General features: G+C 60.1%; 17 protein-coding genes. 6 read left to right on the top strand and 11 right to left on the bottom strand.

The features are described 5' to 3' along the window. The first annotated feature begins 23 nt into the window (after nucleotides 1-23). Both WCA85_RS06020 and WCA85_RS06015 read left to right on the top strand, forming a co-directional pair. Nucleotides 24-239, top strand: a complete 216-nt coding sequence (locus WCA85_RS06020; protein ID WP_424062254.1) for a hypothetical protein — start codon at nucleotides 24-26, stop codon at nucleotides 237-239. Then, a complete protein-coding gene (locus WCA85_RS06015) occupies nucleotides 221-490 on the top strand; it encodes a hypothetical protein (protein ID WP_424062253.1) in 270 nt (89 codons plus the stop codon). The genes WCA85_RS06020 and WCA85_RS06015 overlap by 19 nt, the downstream gene beginning before the upstream one ends. 35 nt (nucleotides 491-525) lie before the next feature. Here WCA85_RS06015 and WCA85_RS06010 read toward each other — a convergent pair whose 3' ends face one another. Next, the gene (locus WCA85_RS06010) at nucleotides 526-1,314 is read right to left on the bottom strand and encodes a DUF899 domain-containing protein (RefSeq protein ID WP_424062252.1); all 789 of its coding nucleotides are present in this window, start codon (nucleotides 1,312-1,314) and stop codon (nucleotides 526-528) included. Nucleotides 1,315-1,562: 248 nt separating this feature from the next. Continuing rightward, complete coding sequence (locus tag WCA85_RS06005; RefSeq protein WP_424062251.1) at nucleotides 1,563-2,477, bottom strand: LysR family transcriptional regulator; 915 nt, start codon at nucleotides 2,475-2,477, stop codon at nucleotides 1,563-1,565. Nucleotides 2,478-2,650: 173 nt separating this feature from the next. Between WCA85_RS06005 and WCA85_RS06000 the strand changes: the two genes are divergently transcribed. Beyond that, nucleotides 2,651-3,355 (top strand): SDR family NAD(P)-dependent oxidoreductase, encoded by a 705-nt coding sequence (locus WCA85_RS06000; RefSeq protein ID WP_424062250.1) that lies wholly within the window; start codon nucleotides 2,651-2,653, stop codon nucleotides 3,353-3,355. Between the two features lie 103 nt (nucleotides 3,356-3,458). On the opposite strand, the gene WCA85_RS05995 is transcribed toward WCA85_RS06000, so the two are convergent. From WCA85_RS05995 to WCA85_RS05980, 4 genes are all read right to left on the bottom strand, one after another. After that, the gene (locus WCA85_RS05995) at nucleotides 3,459-4,391 is read right to left on the bottom strand and encodes a hypothetical protein (protein ID WP_424062249.1); all 933 of its coding nucleotides are present in this window, start codon (nucleotides 4,389-4,391) and stop codon (nucleotides 3,459-3,461) included. A 152-nt stretch (nucleotides 4,392-4,543) separates the two neighbouring features. Continuing rightward, nucleotides 4,544-4,921 (bottom strand): cupin domain-containing protein, encoded by a 378-nt coding sequence (locus WCA85_RS05990; protein WP_424062248.1) that lies wholly within the window; start codon nucleotides 4,919-4,921, stop codon nucleotides 4,544-4,546. Nucleotides 4,922-5,005: 84 nt separating this feature from the next. Beyond that, nucleotides 5,006-5,329: a helix-turn-helix transcriptional regulator gene (locus WCA85_RS05985; protein WP_424062247.1), complete on the bottom strand. Its 324-nt coding sequence runs from the start codon at nucleotides 5,327-5,329 to the stop codon at nucleotides 5,006-5,008. A 175-nt stretch (nucleotides 5,330-5,504) separates the two neighbouring features. Continuing rightward, the gene (locus tag WCA85_RS05980; RefSeq protein WP_424062246.1) at nucleotides 5,505-5,846 is read right to left on the bottom strand and encodes a hypothetical protein; all 342 of its coding nucleotides are present in this window, start codon (nucleotides 5,844-5,846) and stop codon (nucleotides 5,505-5,507) included. Between the two features lie 71 nt (nucleotides 5,847-5,917). On the opposite strand from WCA85_RS05980, the gene WCA85_RS05975 reads away from it, so the two are divergent. After that, nucleotides 5,918-6,322 carry a GFA family protein gene (locus WCA85_RS05975; RefSeq protein WP_424062245.1) on the top strand — a complete coding sequence of 135 codons (405 nt, stop codon included), beginning with the start codon at nucleotides 5,918-5,920 and terminating at the stop codon, nucleotides 6,320-6,322. Nucleotides 6,323-6,363: 41 nt separating this feature from the next. Then, nucleotides 6,364-7,017, top strand: coding sequence for an SDR family NAD(P)-dependent oxidoreductase (locus WCA85_RS05970; RefSeq protein WP_424062244.1), 654 nt, complete (start codon nucleotides 6,364-6,366; stop codon nucleotides 7,015-7,017). 110 nt (nucleotides 7,018-7,127) lie between these two features. On the opposite strand, the gene WCA85_RS05965 is transcribed toward WCA85_RS05970, so the two are convergent. Further along, on the bottom strand, nucleotides 7,128-8,639 hold the full coding sequence (locus WCA85_RS05965; RefSeq protein WP_424062243.1) for a hypothetical protein: 1,512 nt from the start codon (nucleotides 8,637-8,639) through the stop codon (nucleotides 7,128-7,130). 311 nt (nucleotides 8,640-8,950) lie between these two features. Further along, complete coding sequence (locus WCA85_RS05960) at nucleotides 8,951-9,487, bottom strand: carboxymuconolactone decarboxylase family protein (RefSeq protein ID WP_424062242.1); 537 nt, start codon at nucleotides 9,485-9,487, stop codon at nucleotides 8,951-8,953. Between the two features lie 132 nt (nucleotides 9,488-9,619). On the opposite strand from WCA85_RS05960, the gene WCA85_RS05955 reads away from it, so the two are divergent. Then, a complete protein-coding gene (locus WCA85_RS05955) occupies nucleotides 9,620-10,597 on the top strand; it encodes a cupin domain-containing protein (protein WP_424062241.1) in 978 nt (325 codons plus the stop codon). Between the two features lie 18 nt (nucleotides 10,598-10,615). Here WCA85_RS05955 and WCA85_RS05950 read toward each other — a convergent pair whose 3' ends face one another. Genes WCA85_RS05950 through WCA85_RS05940 form a run of 3 tightly spaced genes read right to left on the bottom strand, consistent with a single transcriptional unit; the run spans nucleotide 10,616 to nucleotide 13,288 of the window. After that, a complete protein-coding gene (locus WCA85_RS05950) occupies nucleotides 10,616-11,740 on the bottom strand; it encodes a hybrid sensor histidine kinase/response regulator (RefSeq protein WP_424062240.1) in 1,125 nt (374 codons plus the stop codon). Between the two features lie 9 nt (nucleotides 11,741-11,749). Continuing rightward, nucleotides 11,750-12,385 carry a chemotaxis protein CheB gene (locus WCA85_RS05945; protein ID WP_424062239.1) on the bottom strand — a complete coding sequence of 212 codons (636 nt, stop codon included), beginning with the start codon at nucleotides 12,383-12,385 and terminating at the stop codon, nucleotides 11,750-11,752. A 42-nt stretch (nucleotides 12,386-12,427) separates the two neighbouring features. Then, nucleotides 12,428-13,288 carry a CheR family methyltransferase gene (locus WCA85_RS05940; RefSeq protein WP_424062238.1) on the bottom strand — a complete coding sequence of 287 codons (861 nt, stop codon included), beginning with the start codon at nucleotides 13,286-13,288 and terminating at the stop codon, nucleotides 12,428-12,430. Between the last annotated feature and the right edge of the window lie 7 nt (nucleotides 13,289-13,295).

Raw genomic sequence — 13,295 nt, 5'->3', positions numbered from 1 at the left:
GTCTATTCCGGACGGATCTGTTGATGGCGATGGTTGGCAAAGCGCTATTGCCGCGCATCTGCCAACCGATCAGCGTCAGTCTGGCAGCCGTTAAGGCCGCGCTGCATCGCGGCCGTGGTCGGCTTCGGGAACTCGTCGACGCTCCGGACGACTTGATGCCGAGCCTGGCCGCTTCAATGCTCGCGACTTCGACGCGCTTCGCGACCTGCTATCCGAGGAAGTGCGGCTCGATCTGGTAAATCGAACCCGTCTGGCTGGGCGCAAGGATGTGTCGGTCTACTTCACCCGTTACGAGAAAAGCTCTGGCTGCTGGCTTACCCCCGGCTGCACAGAGAATCGCCCCGTCCCGCTGGCCCGCGATCCAAACGTGTCGAGCGCGGATATCGCTTATGTGATCCTGCTCGACTGGGTCGAAGATCGTATCGTTGCGATTCGCGACTTTCGATATGCGCCGTATGTCGTGGAAAGCCTCACCGTACAAACCTTGTGATGGCGAAGCGCCGCCAATCGATGACTAGTCGGATACTAGCTGTCGACTTTCCGAAACGCGGCCTCCCCTGCATCTGACACTTCGACCCACTTCGGGTCCGGCGCAGCGTCGGGGACATAACTGTCGTTCCAGTTCCACCATTTGTACGGCCGGCTCTGCGGGTAGCCTTCCGGCGAGTCCTCCCATATCTCCTGACGCCCGAGCGCCGTCATGTCGAGATAGCTCCAGACGGTGCCCATCGCCTCGTCGCCGCGCCCGTTGATAAAGTACGTGCGGAACACGCGCTCGCCGTCGCGGATGAACGCGTTGTGGCCGTGCCACTGGTCCACGCCGAAGTCGGCGTCGAAACTGTCGGTGACGGTGTACCAGGGGATTTCCCAGCCCATCTGAGCCTTCAGCCGCGCGATGTCGGCCTGCGACGCGCGTGAGGCGTACACGAGGGTCGTGTCGCGGGCGTTCAAATGGGCAAGGTGGGCCACCTGGTCGGCGCCCAGGGAGCAGCCAATGCAGGCATGCTCCGGCCAGCCATGGACGCCCGGCTCGAAAAAGGCGCGATAGATGATCAACTGGCGGCGACCGTGGAACAGGTCTAGCAGGCTCGCTTCGCCCTCGGGTCCTTCGAAGACATACGTTTTATCCACGGCAAGCCAGGGCATCCGTCGCCGCTCGGCGGCCAGCGCGTCACGGGCCCGGGTCAATGCCTTCTCCTTGACGAGAAGTTGCTCGCGCGCGGCGTCCCACTCTTGCTGCGACACAACCGGTGGAGTCTTCATGGCGGGCTGTCCGTCGTTCCCACCCTTCTCAGGTGACGTAATCGTAGTCATCGCAACCTCCGAATAAGAGCGATCTCTCGTGTCGCCGGGCTGGAACGCGATACCGTTCCCCGCCTATCGCTCGCTGTTGATCATGGGAGAGAGTTTCGTCGACAGACGTCGAATGGTGGGAGTGACAAATGTGGCGGGATTCGCAGCGGGTCGTTATTCGGCTCGGGCGACGCACCTCGTACGATCGACTTCGTTGCGTCGGTCATCGAGAACGCCGGCCTCAACTCAGCGTTTGCTGTTTCCACGCTTCATAGCGGCACTTGCCGCCGACACACTCTGAGCACCAGTTCCCGAAGCCAACGATGAACAGGATCAACCTCTAAGCGAGGATGCCACATCTGGGAAATCGTAAAGCCATCCGTCGCCACGGGAAGCTCAAACGACCAGGCTGAGCCGGATTCGGCAAGCTGAGCGTTCATGAAAGACGCAGGCAGGAGCGCCACCAGATCGGACGCTCGAGCGACCGCCAACGCGGCCGGAAAGCTTGGAACCATCGATACGGTCGTTCGTTCCAGCCCTAACCGGGCCAACGTGGCGTCAAGAGACTCGATGATCTGACGGCCATACGGAGCAACCACGTGACCAAACGCGGCGTATCGCTCGGCGGTCACTTTCTGTTCCGTTTCCAGAGGATGCCCTTTTCTGACCACACCCAGGTATCGGTCTCGAAACAATGCCCGGACGCGCACTTCGGGCCCCATCTCCTCAAGGACACCAATCTCAAGATCGGCCGAACCATTTCGTAAAGACGCCGCATTCTTTTCCGGTTTAGACGCAAAGTGCAAACGCACAAGCGGCGCAAGTGCAGCCACTTCGGCGATCAAGGGTGCGCCGAGTACTTCCACAAAAGCTTCATTGGCACGAATCGTGAAGGTTCGTCGTAACGTTGAGAAATCCGGTACCACCGGCGACGGGCGCAGCAAGGAACGCGCCTCATCAACGACATGTCGTGTTCGCTCACGAATCTCTTCGGAATATGGAGTCAACACCATTTGGCGCCCGGCCCGGACCAGCAACGGATCACCGGTCTCGGCACGAAGACGAGTCAATGTGCGGCTCATTGCCGAGGCACTTAATTGCAACGCCTGGGCAGCGCGCGTTACGTTCTTCTCGGTAAGCAACGCATCGAGCGCGAAAAGGAGATTGAGGTCGGGTTCAGGCATTTCTGGATCGTAGCAAGTAGCGGCGAGGTATGGCGTCTGATGCATCTATGAGTTGCGCTCGTTGGGCCTTCCGCCTCCCCTTCTGCACCGCTACATTGGCTGCATGACTCACTTAAGAGGATCGTTCTCGTTGCTTTCAGGTTCGAGAACGGCTTCGTTGACAGGGAACGCTAATGCAAAACGCATCTTCGCAGAAAACGGTTCTCCTTATCGGCGCATCCCGCGGCCTGGGGTTCGCAATGGTCGAGGAGTATCTGAAACGCGGCTACCAGGTCATCGCCACCGGACGAACTGGCTCTACGGAAAAGCTTCGGCATGTCGCAGAAGCGTCTGCTGGGGCGCTCGAAGTAGAAACGGTCGATATCACGATTCCAGAGCAGATCACCGCTCTGCGCGAACGCGTTACAGGCCGACGTTTAGACGTGCTATTTGTGAATGCAGGTGTCGTAAACGACGATCATGAAACGCTAGCGGAGGTTTCGACCGAGGAATTTGTACGCGTGATGGTGACGAACTCGCTAAGTCCGATGAGGGTCATTGACGCGTTTCAGGACCTCGTACCGCCGACTGGGACGATCGGTGTCATGTCTTCGGGTCAAGGGAGTATCACAAACGCCACTAACGCGAATTTTGAGGTCTACCGGGGGAGCAAGGCCGCGCTCAATATGTTTATGCGTACCTTCGCCGCTCGTAGCGCCGAGTCTCCACGGACCTTGCTCATCATGGCGCCGGGATGGGTCAAGACGGACATGGGCGGCCCTGCCGCCCGCTTGACCATCGAAGAAAGCATTCCGAACCTGGTCAACACGATCGAGGCTTATGAGGGGCGCGCTGGTTTGCATTACCTTGATTATCTGGGAAAAGTCGTTCCCTGGTGAGGCGCCCGGCCGCTTTCCATGGATCAACGGGCGCTGGCGTGACAATCGGCTTCGACATGAAAAGACTGCCCGCAAACGTCCGGGCAGTCCCGAGGAATCCAACCTAGATGGCGGCGTAGTCGATTCCGGTCAGCGGACCCAGATGAGCAATGGTGGTGAAATGCGACTCATCCTTCGTATCGATGTCCAGTTCGCGCACGTTGCCACCCAGGTCGGTCACAAATGCCCGGCGCCCCGGTGCGTCGAGAGACACGCCAATCCCTTCTTTCAGTTCGCGAGCGAGCACCTCGCGATCGACCAGTCCGGACGCCGTGATTCTTGCGCGATTCAATGTATTTCCGTCATGCATATCGTCGCCGCGATCCGTCCAGTAAAGCATGCCGTCGCGGTGATCGATATCGAGATCGATCGGTTCGGGCAGATCGGCCAGCAAACATTCGACGTCCGGGCGCCGATCGGGTGCCGCACCAGCCGGTAGATCGATGCCAGCTCTGAAGATGCGGCCCTCGCCGGCATCCGGCGCTCCCTTTTGCGTCCAGTAGATATGCCCGTGTGCCTTGTCCAAGACGATGCCTACGCAATGACGGGTCGCGTCGGCCGTATCCTCCGGGAAATTTCCCGTTCGGACGAGTTCCGTCACCTCCGTGCCGTCCAGCCGCGCGCGCATGACTCGCATGCCTTCGCGGTCGCACCAGTACAGGTGGCCACCCTCCTTGTCGAGCACGAGTTCCTTGGGCGTTCCGGCCTTCCCGGAAGGCACCAGCACACGATGCTCACTGCCGTCGAGCTTCGCGCTTTCGATTGTGCCGTCGTTGGGGGGAACCGCGCCGGAAGCCGGATCGCCGTCGATCAGGTGGATGCCGGTTCCCATATTGGTCCAATAGACCACCTGGCTTTCGGGATCAACCTTGATACCGTCGGGCGTGCGCGTAAGGTTCGCGAGCACGACCTCGTGTGAACCGTCCGGTGACAGGGCGATGATCGCCGGTGGACGTGCCTGCAGGACATACAGCGTACCGCCATTCTTCGTAGTCACAGTAAGTACCCTCCGTCTGGTCACAAAAGCCGTCGTCGTACTGGCTGGCGGAGTCGATCTGCAGACCCGCCGCCGCTGAACCGTAGCAGAGAGACTACCTCAGGTTGTGCGAGAACTTTGTGAACGTTTGGCGCGACCCGCTATGAGATCACTCACAAATCCCCGGTCGGCACGATCCCGGCCTCTTCGACCATCAGGATAACGGTCTTCTCCGGCGCGCGAGGGCGATGCAGCAAGCCCTTGCCCACGACAAACGCCTGGCCCGGACGCAAATCAACAAGCCGGTCCTCCAGCTCGATCAGGAAGTGCCCACTGACGACATAGAAGAATTCGTCCAGGGTGTCGTGTTTGTGCCAGTGGTATTCACCCTCCACCACGCCTAGCCGAACGACTGCCTCATTAACCTGACACAGCGTCTGGTTGTACCAGCAATGCGTGTTCGTCTGGACGAGGGCCTCGACATCGATCACTTCGCCAGCGCCATGCAGAACATCAAGACGTGTCAAATACGGAAAAGCCTCGTTGCTCATAACGATCTCCATGAAGATTCGTGTCCATCAGGACGGTAGGGCAACTGTAGGCCGTAGCCGCGATCCCAGTCTTGTACCGGACCGTCAATCTTTGGAACAGGAGCGATCCGCGCGCAACTGAGATCGGTATGCGCCTGGCGTCAGCCCCATCCGGCGCCGGAACACGCGCGTGAAGTGGCTTTGATCGGCGAAACCGGCGGCCTCCGCGATGGCGGCGAGCGACTCGCTCCCACGGGCCAATTGCGTGCACGCGAAGTCGAGCCGAAGCTGGCGCACATACTCACTGACCGTCACGCCAAAATGCTTGCGGAACTCACGCGAAAGGTGGTCCGTTGAGACGTGGCTGTCGGCGGCGATTTCATCCAATGTTAACGCCTCATGAAAGCGTTCGAGCAGCAACGCTTCCACGCGAGCGAGCCATCGACGCGAGCCGTGTAAAGCGCCCATACGCGGGACTGATCGCTCGCAGGCTGCGAGAAGTTCCAGTACGAGTCCTTCGACCGCCAGCGGCGTGGCCGAATCCTGTTCATGGCATTCGCGGACCAAACGCCGCATCAGCGACACCGGCGCCCCGCTGGCAAAGTCATCCGGACGATTTAGCACGCTGGTGCGAGCACCGAGCCGCTGCAACCACAACGACGAAAACTCGACGTGAAGCCCTGCCGCCCGCGCCATACCAACAATTCGCGTGCGGTACGCCTGCCGGGAAAAGTGTCAACGACATCGGTCCGGCGGTGCCGCGGCGCGTCGACCAGGAGCGTGTTCCGTGTCCGTCCAGCACGAAGCAGAAAAAAGGATTGACGTGTTCGTGCTCTGGAATAATCAGATCGGTCGCGAAATGCGTCTCCACGATCGAAATACCGCTATCGCTGTATTGCTGGGCGGTGGCGCCGAAGTAGTCGCCCGGTTCGAGTACCCTAAGCATGGGACAACTCCAGATGAGGTCTTGCGGGCGATTCTATACGCATACCCTTTTGTCGCATCAGGGAGGAAGCAATGCTCAAAGGTGGCTGCTTTTGCGGAAAGCTCCGCTATGAAGTGTCGGGGACACCCTTCGACTCCACAATTTGCCATTGCGCCGATTGTCGCCGGGCAATCGCGGCTCCGTTCGTGGCTTGGTTTAGCATCAAAAGTTCAGAGTTCCGGCTTGTCCGTGGCGTACCAGCGAGCCTCGTATCGAGTGAAAGCGTTTTGCGCGATTTTTGCCCCGACTGTGGAACACGACTCACCTATCGACACGAAGATTTCCTCGGCGAGATCGACATTTCGACGTGTAGTCTCGACACGCCGGAAGCGGTTCCTCCGGCCCATCACACGTGGATATCGCAAAAGCTTCAGTGGATTCATATCGCTGACGCCCTGCCGAAATACGACGGAAGCCTTGAGCCTGGCGACGCCTGATCTGGCCATCAAAACTGGACGGCCAGGAAACGCGTATCCGCATGAAGGAAGTGTTGTTGGACCGTGCATGTGCTGCGATTGGTGCAGGTTTTCTAGGCCTTAACTTTTGCACATGGTTATGTCTCTCCCGTAAGAGCGTCAACAACGCCGGGTACGCGTACCTCGGAGCGATTGAAGAAGGCGAGGATGCCGACGTACGGGCGACGTTCGAAACCAACGTCTTTGGGACCTGGAACATGATCAAGGCGGTCTTGCCCGGCATGCGCGAGCGCGGGCGTGGACATATCGTCAACATCAGTTCAGTTGGCGGGCTGACGACTTTCCCAGCGGTCGGTTTCTACCATATGGCGAAGTTCGCAGTGGAGGGATTGTCCGAAACGCTAGCCACGGAGATCGCGCCCTTTAGCCTGGGAGTTATGGTTGTTGAGCCGGGTGCGTTTTGGACCGACTTTCGGGGCGCGTCATTGAAGCGATCGAACGTGCGCCTGTCGGCCTATGCTGATACCGCTGGTAAAGCGCGCGACAGCGTATTTTCAGCGCACGGCAAACAACAGGGCGACCCGGTGCTTGGCAGCAACGCCATCATTACCGCTTTGGAATCCGCTCAGCCTCCGATGCATCTAGTCCTCGGCGGAGACGCGCTCGATCTGATTCGCAAGAAGGTCGCGGATCTACGGTATGACCTCGACACATAGGAGGAATTGACCAGAAGTACTGACTTCCGGGCGGCTGGAAAGGCATAACCTGCCGACGGAATGTCATTTCCCCTACTCATTCTGACCAACGGATACGACACAAGCATTGTTTAAGTAAGCGTGATCACCGAGTGCGTGCCGGACACCAGCTTAAAGTCGAATGGGGAATACGTGCCAGACATCTGCAACTCCGCCACCACGGTACTGGCAGGATGAGTAAGGGTGAGCACGCCTGCTGCGAAGTTAAAGCCGCTAGCTTCGGTCTCAAGTTCAATCGAATGGGTCTTTGCAAAATCTTCTATTACGCCCGAGAAAACGCCGGGACCGGGGCTTCGTAACACGAGCCTGGCGTCGTTGCCGGCGAACTTGATTGTTTGACTGGACGTTACGGCTTCGAGCGATGCCACACTGTTCGCCTGAAGACTGATCGAGCCCGTATCGTCGAGCGAACCGACACACCGCAACTCGCCGCCCGCAGCAACCGTGATCGTGCCGCCGTTGTCGATATCCCCGATCAGGTTCAGTTGCGTTTCGGCGGTTATCGCCCCGCCCATGTTGCTGAACCCCGCGGTAGCAATCACTGTCCCATGGCCGGTTAGAGTTCCGCCCGAGTTGACGCCCAACGCCGTGGTCTGGATCAGTCCGCCGGCCAGCGACAAGGTTCCGTTCACGATAATTCCAATGCCTGCTGAAACGAAACCCTCGTCGGCGACCGTAAGCGAACCCGCACCCATATGCTGGACCTCCAGCAAATTATCAATGAGAAGGCGGGCGTCTTTCCCTTTGACCGTCACCGAGCCTTTTCCCTCGCCCTGGTTCGGCGGACTCGTGTTCGGCATACTCGCCGTCGGCGTGCTCGCGTTCGATTGACTCGGCGCTGACCAGCCGATTGTCATATCGTTCGCGACAACCAAGCCTCCCTCGTTCACGTTCAGCGTGCCGACGCATGCTCGGCCGACAATGATCTGGCCGCGTGCCACAAGCGACGCCTTCGACACCTCGACCGTGCCGTTGCCGGTCGAATGGTTTCCAACCACCAGGGCCCACGGATAAATAAGCGGATCGCCATTCCCGACGCTGACCACGCCACCGTCCCGGATCGTCAGGACGCCGGTCCCGGCCTGTCCGACGGACATCGGCAGATTGTCGCAGTCGACCACGGCATGCGCGCCCTGCACCACCAGCGAGCCCGTGCCAGGCGGACTATCCATGTTGGCGATCTGAATCGCATAGGTGTCCGGGGCGTTGCCTCCCGAGATCGCAATACGGCTATGCTCGCGGACGGTCATCGTCCAGGTGGTGGTGGTAACCGGGTTGGGTGGGAAACTTAATACGAGGTGAAGCATGGGCGTTGTCAGCGTGCTGCCCGGGAGAAGCGTCAAATTTGCATTCACGGGGCAACCAAACATCGTCACGAGGTGGCCCTCTACCTGGTCGGTGCCACCGAAGTTCAGGATCTGCGCAGTACCCGTTCCGGCAATCGGATTCGCGGCGTCAACGATGATCGCAGTGTCACTGGATCCTGGCGGCACGGTCGCGGGGTTGGTGGTAGCAGTCTTCCAGTTGCCTGCTGTCGCGAACCTGCCCGTCAGCGCATTTCCAGTCCATTGATAGCTGGCCATCATGACCTCCGCCGTTGGCTGGTCGTGTCCGAATAGGAACGCGGGTGCGTGGGTAGTTCAGATTCATGTGGAGCGACCGGGTGTTCAAAATATAGATGGATATTCCCTGGATAGTTAGGATGAAAGCAGTCTTCGATTCGGGTTGAAGATACGAGCGTAGAGGCAAAAACAAAGGCACAAACAAACGCACAAACAAACGCACAAACAAACGCGCCCAATGGACCCCACTCGCAAACGAGCGGCAGCCATCGGGCGCCCAAACACTTCCCGCGCATCACCTGCTCGACGCGGTCAGTTCAACTTGACAGCGATCATGCAACTGCGGGGAAATCCACCGTCGTATCGTTGATGCGGTTCACGAGGTTTGTGAACGTGATCGAAGCAATGGCCAACGCCGTTTCAATCACCTGCTGTTCCGTGTAGCCTGCCGCGCGAACTGCGTCGACGTCGGCTGCGGGGACCGTGCCACGCGAATTCACCAGCGTGTGAACGAAGTGCACTAACGCATCGCGTTTTGCGTCGCCGGTCGCTTCATCCGCGCGGACCTGCTTCATAGCTTCCGGCGTGAGACCGGCAAACTTCCCCATCAACGTATGGGCGGCGATACAGTAGTCACAACCTGCCACTTCGCTCACGGCAAGTTTGATTGCTTCGATTTCCGGCTTGGCCAGGCTGCTGCCAGCCAGCACGGCGTCCAGACTCAGCGCCGCGCCAAGTGCGGCCGGGCTATACGTGCCAATGGTTGCGTACGCATTCGGCACTTTGCCGGCAGCCTTCTTGATCTTCGCGAACAGGTCTGCGGCGGCGCCGGTTGCGGCTTCGGGGGTGATTGCGTTGAAACGGGACATGATTGACTCCTTGATGTTCAGGTTTATCTGCTTGCCATGTCGTATGGCATGGGAGTCAGTTTAGGCAGACAGGGGGAGTAATTTAATGCCACAATCGAGCAACTTCATGCTCAAACGTCTCATCCCCTGCTCATGGATCTACTAAGCCGCTTACTCGCCCTGATGCCGGTCGCCGGCCGGCTGGACGTGCGCTGCCATTTCGGGGCGCCCTGGCGGATAGATAACCCCGCGGCGGACGCGCGTGAGATCCCCTATCACGTGCTGCTGCGCGGCGAAGCGGTGATCGAGGATAAACACGGCGCGCCATTGCGCATGCGCGCAGGCGATATCGTGCTGTTTCCTGCTGGCAAGCCGCACACACTGCACGACGGCGCTGGCGGGCCGCCGACCGTCTCAGAGGCTCGTGTGGTGAATGGCCTGAAAATCGAAACAAACCAGGGTACGGGAGCAAGCGTCGACATTCTGTGCGGGCGGTTCCTCGTGCCTGCCGTGCCGGAACGCTTGCTGCGCGACCATCTGCCGGGCCGCCTGCTGGTGCACAGTGTGGCGCACGGAGAAAACGGCCACGCCACACCCGACGAACTGACGGACAACGTGGTTGCCACGAGCCGCCTCGCACGTCTGATTCAACTCATGCGCGAGGAAGCCCATGAACAAGGTCCGGCGAGCGAGACGCTCGTGAATCATCTGTCCGGCGCCCTCTTCGCCTTGACGCTACGTTTTGCCAGCGACACGGCCGAGCCGCCGCGCGGTCTGCTGGCGCTTGCACAACGTCCGCGTTTGCAACCGGCGCTCTCCGCGATGTTCGACGAACCCGGCAAGCCGTGGAGCCTGCCTGAGCTTGCCGAGTTGTGCCATATGTCGCGTGCCACTTTTGTGCGCCATTTCGATGAAGCAATCGGACGCTCAGCGAGCGATGTGCTGACCGAAATCCGCATGGCGCTCGCTGGCCGCAAGCTTGCACAAACCAACATGGGGATTGCGGAAATCGGCGAGGCGGTGGGTTACCAGTCGGATGCCGCGTTTCAGCGGGTCTTCAAGAAGCAGGTAGGGATGACGCCGGCGCAATGGCGTACGCAGGCAAAGGCGGAAGCGGCGCCGCAGCATTAGCGCGCCATCAAGGGGCGATCAGCGGCCCGTCAACGAGCCGCGCGCCAGCGTGGCCGTGCGCGGCAACTCAACCCGGAAGACGGTCCCGCGCGCCTCATCTGATTCGACCGCAACCTCGCCGCCGTGCATCTGGACGATCTCACGCACGATGTGCAGTCCCAGCCCGAGCCCTTCGCGCCGCCCGTTGATACCGTTCGCACCAAACGCCTTGAACAGATGGGGCACCACGTCAGCCGCAATGGTGCCGCGATTCGTCACGGTGAGCGTGACGTGTCCAACTGCGCGAGCGTCGACATTCACCACAATCTCGCCCCCCGCTTCACCATGATGCAGCGCATTGCTGATCAGGTTCGACACGGCCTGCCACATCAGATCCACGTCCCAACGGCCCGCAGAATCCCCTTCGCTACGCAGGGCGATCTGTCCGGCACCCTTGTGAGTAGCGAATTCCTCGATCACCGATTTGCACAGCGTCGCGAACTCCGTCGAACGGGGCTGTATATGCAGCCGTCCACCTTGCAGGCGCGCCAGATTCAGCAACTGGTCGACCATGCGCGCCATGCGCAGCGAGCTGTTCTTGATGCGCGTCGCCGTGTTCGTCACGGTGTCGCCGGCTTCAATACGCATCAGATATTCTGCTGAAGCCAGCACTGCGCCAAGCGGCGTGCGCAGGTCGTGACTCAGCACGGCCATCAACATTTCGTTGGCTTCGAGCATTTGCCGCGTAGTAACCAGTTGCGCGGCGAGTTGGCGCTTCTGCTGTTCGAGTTGCACGAACACATCGACTTTCGATTGCAGAATGCGCGGGTCGAACGGCTTATAGAGGAAATCTACCGCGCCAGCTTCGTAGCCGCGAAATGTGCGCGACGCGTCCTGGGCGGTGGCGGTTAGAAAGATGATCGGCACGTGCGAGGTGCGCGGGCTGCCGCGCATCAGCGCGGCCAGTTCGAAGCCGTTCATGCCGGGCATGTTGACGTCGAGAATCGCCAGCGCAACTTCGTGCTTGAGCAGCAGATCGAGCGCAGCGGTGCCGGAATCGGCCACCAGCAGGTTGATCTCCGGCCGCGTCAGCGACGCCTGCAGCGCCGTAATGTTATGGGCGATGTCGTCGACGATCAGTACGTTGACAGTGGAATTCGTCATGGCATCGGGTCAGGCTTGTTGGTCAATAAAAGCCGGCAGTCCGATAAGACTTTCGGCGATAGAAGAAGGTGTCAGCACGGCGTCCACTACGCCACGCTCGATTGCGGCGCGCGGCATTTCCGGCGACGATGCGGTTTCGGGCTCTTGCGCCCAGGTAAGGCCGCCCATTGCGCGTACCGCTTCGAGGCCGCGCACGCCGTCCTCGTTGGCGCCCGAGAGCAGGATCGCAAGCAGCCGTTCGCGATACGTCCATGCGGCGGATTCGAACATCACATCAATCGAAGGCCGCGAGAAACGCACGGCGGCTTCGGTGGAAAGCGCCACGGTGCGGTCGCTTTCCACCAGCAGGTGATAACCGGGCGGCGCTACGTACACGCGGCCCGCGAGAATCTGTTCGCCCGCGTCGGGCTCGATCACCGGCAGCGCGCAGCGGTGGTTGAAGCTTTGCACCAGATAGCTCGGCGGGTCCGGCGGCAGGTGCACCACAATCATCACGGCGGCGATGAAATCTTTCGGCAGCGCGGCGAGCAGACCGGTCAACACATCGATGCCGCCCGCCGACGCCCCGAGCGCAACCATCTCGAACGCGCGCGCCGGCGCCGAGGCGGTCTGTCGCTTCGCAGTGGGACGGTGTGCGCGCATCATGGCTCCCGTCAAACTCGGCTGAACGTTTGCATGGCGGTGGCGTCAGCGTTTCTGATAGATACGCTCATGTTGACAAAACTCGTCAAACGCTTCGTGCTGGTTCGAAAAACGCAAACTCTCCTTGCTGCCGAGGCCGAGAAAGCCACGACGCACCAGCGCTCGCTGGAACAGACCCAGCGCCCGGTCCTGCAACGCGCGGTCAAAATAGATCATAACGTTGCGGCACGACACCAGGTGTGCTTCAAGGAACACTTCGTCAGTGGAGAGGCTGTGATCGGCAAACACCACCCGGTCCTTCAAAGCCCCCGAAAAACGCGCGCCGCCATAAGCCGCATGATAGTAGTCGGACAGCGAGCGTTTGCCGCCCGCCGCCAGGTAATTTTGCGTGAAGCCCGCAATCCGGTCGAGCGCGTAAATGCCGGCTTCGGCCTTGGCGAGTGCATCCGGGCTGATGTCGGTGGCATAGAACAGGGTCCGCTCGGTCAAGCCCACTTCGTCGAAGAGGATCTTCAGGGACCAGAGTTCCTCGCCGGTGCTGCATCCCGCCACCCATACCTTGATGGACGGATAGGTCTGCAAGACCGGCATCACCTGTTGGCGCAGCGCCAGAAAATAGGCTGGATCGCGGAACATGTCGCTCACCTGCACCGTCAGGTACTGGAAGAGTCGTGAGAAGTCGGCGCCGTCGCGCATGATCCTGTCCTGCAACTGCGACAGTGTGGTAAGGCCGAATTCTTCCAGCGCCTGCAGCAGCCGCCGCCGAAGCGAAGTCATGGCGTAGTGGCGGAAATCGTGCTGGTACTTCAGATAGATGGCTTCGAGCAGCAGCTTCAACTCGATGTCGAAGTCGCTGATGCGCGCGGGCCGGCTTGCGGGTGCGGACGTGGACGTGGACGGATTCATCTTGCTC

This window comes from Paraburkholderia sp. (assembly GCF_049581445.1).
GTDB lineage: Bacteria > Pseudomonadota > Gammaproteobacteria > Burkholderiales > Burkholderiaceae > Paraburkholderia.
Note: the sequence above shows the minus strand (reverse complement) of the source record. Positions and strands in the feature narration are given on the sequence as shown.

What these genes read in the sequence shown, in the direction of transcription:
- WCA85_RS06010 (WP_424062252.1), bottom strand. Translation starts at nt 1,314, where the DNA reads ATGACTACGATTACGTCACCTGAGAAGGGTGGGAACGACGGACAGCCC.
- WCA85_RS05980 (WP_424062246.1), bottom strand. Translation starts at nt 5,846, where the DNA reads ATGCTTAGGGTACTCGAACCGGGCGACTACTTCGGCGCCACCGCCCAG.
- WCA85_RS05975 (WP_424062245.1), top strand. Translation starts at nt 5,918, where the DNA reads ATGCTCAAAGGTGGCTGCTTTTGCGGAAAGCTCCGCTATGAAGTGTCG.
- WCA85_RS06020 (WP_424062254.1), top strand. Translation starts at nt 24, where the DNA reads ATGGCGATGGTTGGCAAAGCGCTATTGCCGCGCATCTGCCAACCGATC.
- WCA85_RS05965 (WP_424062243.1), bottom strand. Translation starts at nt 8,639, where the DNA reads ATGGCCAGCTATCAATGGACTGGAAATGCGCTGACGGGCAGGTTCGCG.
- WCA85_RS05940 (WP_424062238.1), bottom strand. Translation starts at nt 13,288, where the DNA reads ATGAATCCGTCCACGTCCACGTCCGCACCCGCAAGCCGGCCCGCGCGC.
- WCA85_RS06000 (WP_424062250.1), top strand. Translation starts at nt 2,651, where the DNA reads ATGCAAAACGCATCTTCGCAGAAAACGGTTCTCCTTATCGGCGCATCC.
- WCA85_RS05955 (WP_424062241.1), top strand. Translation starts at nt 9,620, where the DNA reads ATGGATCTACTAAGCCGCTTACTCGCCCTGATGCCGGTCGCCGGCCGG.
- WCA85_RS06005 (WP_424062251.1), bottom strand. Translation starts at nt 2,477, where the DNA reads ATGCCTGAACCCGACCTCAATCTCCTTTTCGCGCTCGATGCGTTGCTT.
- WCA85_RS05950 (WP_424062240.1), bottom strand. Translation starts at nt 11,740, where the DNA reads ATGACGAATTCCACTGTCAACGTACTGATCGTCGACGACATCGCCCAT.
- WCA85_RS05970 (WP_424062244.1), top strand. Translation starts at nt 6,364, where the DNA reads ATGAAGGAAGTGTTGTTGGACCGTGCATGTGCTGCGATTGGTGCAGGT.
- WCA85_RS05990 (WP_424062248.1), bottom strand. Translation starts at nt 4,921, where the DNA reads ATGAGCAACGAGGCTTTTCCGTATTTGACACGTCTTGATGTTCTGCAT.
- WCA85_RS05945 (WP_424062239.1), bottom strand. Translation starts at nt 12,385, where the DNA reads ATGATGCGCGCACACCGTCCCACTGCGAAGCGACAGACCGCCTCGGCG.
- WCA85_RS05960 (WP_424062242.1), bottom strand. Translation starts at nt 9,487, where the DNA reads ATGTCCCGTTTCAACGCAATCACCCCCGAAGCCGCAACCGGCGCCGCC.